This is a genomic window from Pseudomonas sp. P5_A2_2, from assembly GCF_054177685.1.
Genome location: NZ_JBGCUL010000588.1, coordinates 1 through 2,892 on the forward strand (window position 1 = coordinate 1; position 2,892 = coordinate 2,892).

Annotated in this window: 5 protein-coding genes; all 5 read right to left on the reverse strand. The window is 50.5% G+C overall.

All coding sequences use genetic code 11. From position 1 onward, the window contains the following. On the reverse strand, positions 1-328 hold a 328-nt coding region (locus ACXRVY_RS22705; RefSeq protein ID WP_458238294.1), incomplete at its 3' end, for an ABC transporter ATP-binding protein. Continuing rightward, entirely contained in the window at positions 318-1,136 is an 819-nt protein-coding gene (locus ACXRVY_RS22710; protein ID WP_223462049.1) for an ABC transporter permease, read from the reverse strand. The genes ACXRVY_RS22710 and ACXRVY_RS22705, both read right to left, overlap by 11 nt. Beyond that, entirely contained in the window at positions 1,136-1,681 is a 546-nt protein-coding gene (rfbC, locus tag ACXRVY_RS22715) for a dTDP-4-dehydrorhamnose 3,5-epimerase (protein WP_223462047.1), read from the reverse strand. The genes ACXRVY_RS22710 and rfbC overlap by 1 nt, the downstream gene beginning before the upstream one ends. After that, the gene (rfbA, locus tag ACXRVY_RS22720; RefSeq protein ID WP_223462045.1) at positions 1,681-2,565 is read right to left on the reverse strand and encodes a glucose-1-phosphate thymidylyltransferase RfbA; all 885 of its coding nucleotides are present in this window, start codon (positions 2,563-2,565) and stop codon (positions 1,681-1,683) included. The genes rfbC and rfbA overlap by 1 nt, the downstream gene beginning before the upstream one ends. A 2-nt stretch (positions 2,566-2,567) precedes the next feature. Continuing rightward, positions 2,568-2,892: sugar nucleotide-binding protein (locus ACXRVY_RS22725; protein ID WP_458238295.1), on the reverse strand; the 325-nt coding region annotated here is incomplete at its 5' end.

Here is a 2,892-nt window from a genome sequence, read left to right on the forward strand (position 1 = left end):
TTTCACGCCCGGTGAACTCGGGGTTGAAACCTGCTCCCAATTCAAGCAAAGCTGCGATGCGGCCTTGGGTCTGAATACTACCGCTGGTAGGGTTCAACGTACCGCAGATCATCTGCAGCAAAGTCGACTTACCGCTGCCATTACGACCAATGATTCCGACGGTCTCTCCTTTATTGATTTCAAAGGAAACGTCGCGCAGAGCCCAAAACTCTTGGAAATATTGCCTGCGTCCGCGCATCAGCATTTGCTTCAACCGGTCATGAGGCTTGTCATAAATGTGGTAACACTTATTAAGGTTTTCAACCTTGATTGCGATATCAGAGGACATCTGCAAACCCCTTACGTGTCTTTTGGAACCATGCAAATCCCAGCCACGCAAAAAACGCGGTAACTAGCAAGTACCCAAGAAAGAAATTCATATCGGGCATTTTACCCCAATACAGTACATCCCTGACCCCTTCAATCACCGGTGTCAGCGGGTTAAGCAAAAGCAAGTGTGCATATTCTTGAGGCAAGGAGCTTGAAGGATAAAAAATAGGCGACAAAAACATCAATATCGTCGTCAAAATCCCTATGAACTGACTCACATCGCGCAAGTAAACACCCAACGAAGCCAGCGCCCATGATAGTCCCAGCACAAGAAAAATCAGAGGCAGCATAATTAGCGGCAGTAACAAGACAGTCGCATGCGGAACTCCAAAGAATATTACGTACGCCACCAGCCAAACACTCAAGCTCACCAACCAATGAAACATCGCGGAGCCAATACCTACCCATGGAAGTATTTCCAAGGGAAATACGACTTTTTTCACATAGTTGGCGTTTGCGAGGATGACTCCTGGCGCCCGGTTTACGCATTCGGAAAACAGGTTAAAAACCATCAACCCCGCAAACAAGACCAATGCAAACTCTGTTTTAGAGTCACTACCACTGTTCCAGCGTGCCTTAAAAATGACACTGAAGACGAAGGTATAAACCGCCAACATAAGCACCGGGTTGAAAAAAGACCAAAAAATACCCAGAAACGAACCTTTGTATCGCCCGACAACTTCGCGCTGGGCCATTGCCTTGATCAGACTACGATTACGCCAGAGACTTTTCACAAGTTCTTTTGGAGAAATAGGGTGCGCTTGCATCAGTCAAATACCTCTGCGACATTCAGTAACGATCCCTGCTGATCTTTTACCGACAGCGCCAATTCTCCTTCACACGGCCATTCAATCCCTACGGTGGGGTCGTTCCAGGCAATGCAACGTTCATGTACGGGCGCATAGTAATCCGTTGCCTTGTATAGAACTTCAGCAGCGTCAGAAAGCACGACAAAACCGTGAGCAAATCCCTCAGGAATCCATAACTGTCGTTTATTCTCAGCGGATAGAATCTCACCTACCCAATGCCCGAATGTCGGTGACGACTTGCGCACATCTACCGCGACATCGAAGACTTCACCGGTCACTACACGCAACAACTTTCCCTGCGCTTGTTGAACCTGATAATGCAATCCACGCAATACGTTCTTTACCGAACGGGAGTGATTGTCCTGAACGAATTTAACTTCTTTTCCAATGGCCTCAGAAAACTGCGCCTCATTGAAACTTTCGAAGAAAAAACCACGCTCATCGCCAAAAACCTTGGGCTCAAACAGTACGACGTCGGGTATCGCCAGTGGTATAGCTTTCATCAGTAAATCGTCTCGTGCAGGAGGCGTTTCAGGTATTGGCCATAGCCGTTTTTCATCAATGGGTCAGCGAGCGCTTCGAGTTGCTCGGGGTTGATCCACTTCTGCCGGAAGGCGATCTCTTCGGGGCAGGCAACTTTAAGGCCCTGACGGTGTTCCAGTGTGGCGATGAAATGGCTCGCTTCCAGCAAGGAGTCGTGAGTACCAGTGTCCAGCCAGGCGTAACCGCGACCCATGATTTCTACCGACAGGTTGCCCTGCTCCAGGTAGACACGGTTGAGGTCGGTGATTTCCAGCTCGCCACGTGGTGACGGTTTGATGTTTTTTGCGATCTCGACAACCTGGTTGTCGTAGAAATACAGACCGGTGACCGCGTAGTTCGATTTAGGTTTGAGAGGTTTCTCTTCCAGGCTGATGGCCTTGCCTTGAGCATCGAACTCGACAACCCCATAGCGCTCTGGATCATTGACGTGGTAGGCAAAAACGCTGGCACCGTCCTGGCGCACCATGGCACTCGCCAGCAGCTCATTGAAATGATGGCCGTGGTAGATGTTGTCGCCCAGCACCAAGGCCGCCGGATCATTACCGATGAAGTCTTCACCAATAATGAAAGCCTGCGCCAAGCCATCCGGCGATGCCTGCACTGCATAGGAAATGTTCAAGCCCCAACGAGCGCCATCACCCAGCAGTTGCTCGAAACGCGGGGTATCTTGAGGAGTGGAAATGATCAGGATGTCGCGGATACCCGCCAGCATCAGGGTGCTCAGCGGGTAGTAGATCATCGGTTTGTCGTATACCGGCAGCAACTGTTTGGAGATCGCCAATGTTGCAGGGTGCAGTCGAGTTCCCGAGCCGCCGGCCAGGATGATTCCTTTACGATTAAACATATTCATTTCTCTAGAATTTCTGTAAGCATCCGTGCCACGCCGACTTTCCATTGAGGCAAGTTCAACGCAAAGGCCTTTTGCAGTTTTTGAGTGTTCAAACGGGAATTGTTTGGACGTTGTGCTGGCGTCGGGTAAGCCTCTGTGCCGATTGCTCCAACCATGGCCGGCGACACCTTGAGGTTTTCACCTGCCAACTCGGCTCGCTCAAGCACGAAACGAGCATAGCGACACCAGGTGGTTTCACCAGAGGCTGCGAGATGGTAGAGCCCACCCAGTTCCGGGGTTGCGATGGTGCTACGGATAGCATGGGCAGTGACATCGGCCAAC

Bases quoted from the DNA above. Each gene is read 5' to 3' on its own strand.
- ACXRVY_RS22710 (WP_223462049.1), bottom strand. From the start codon at position 1,136: ATGCAAGCGCACCCTATTTCTCCAAAAGAACTTGTGAAAAGTCTCTGG.
- rfbC (WP_223462047.1), bottom strand. From the start codon at position 1,681: ATGAAAGCTATACCACTGGCGATACCCGACGTCGTACTGTTTGAGCCC.
- rfbA (WP_223462045.1), bottom strand. From the start codon at position 2,565: ATGTTTAATCGTAAAGGAATCATCCTGGCCGGCGGCTCGGGAACTCGA.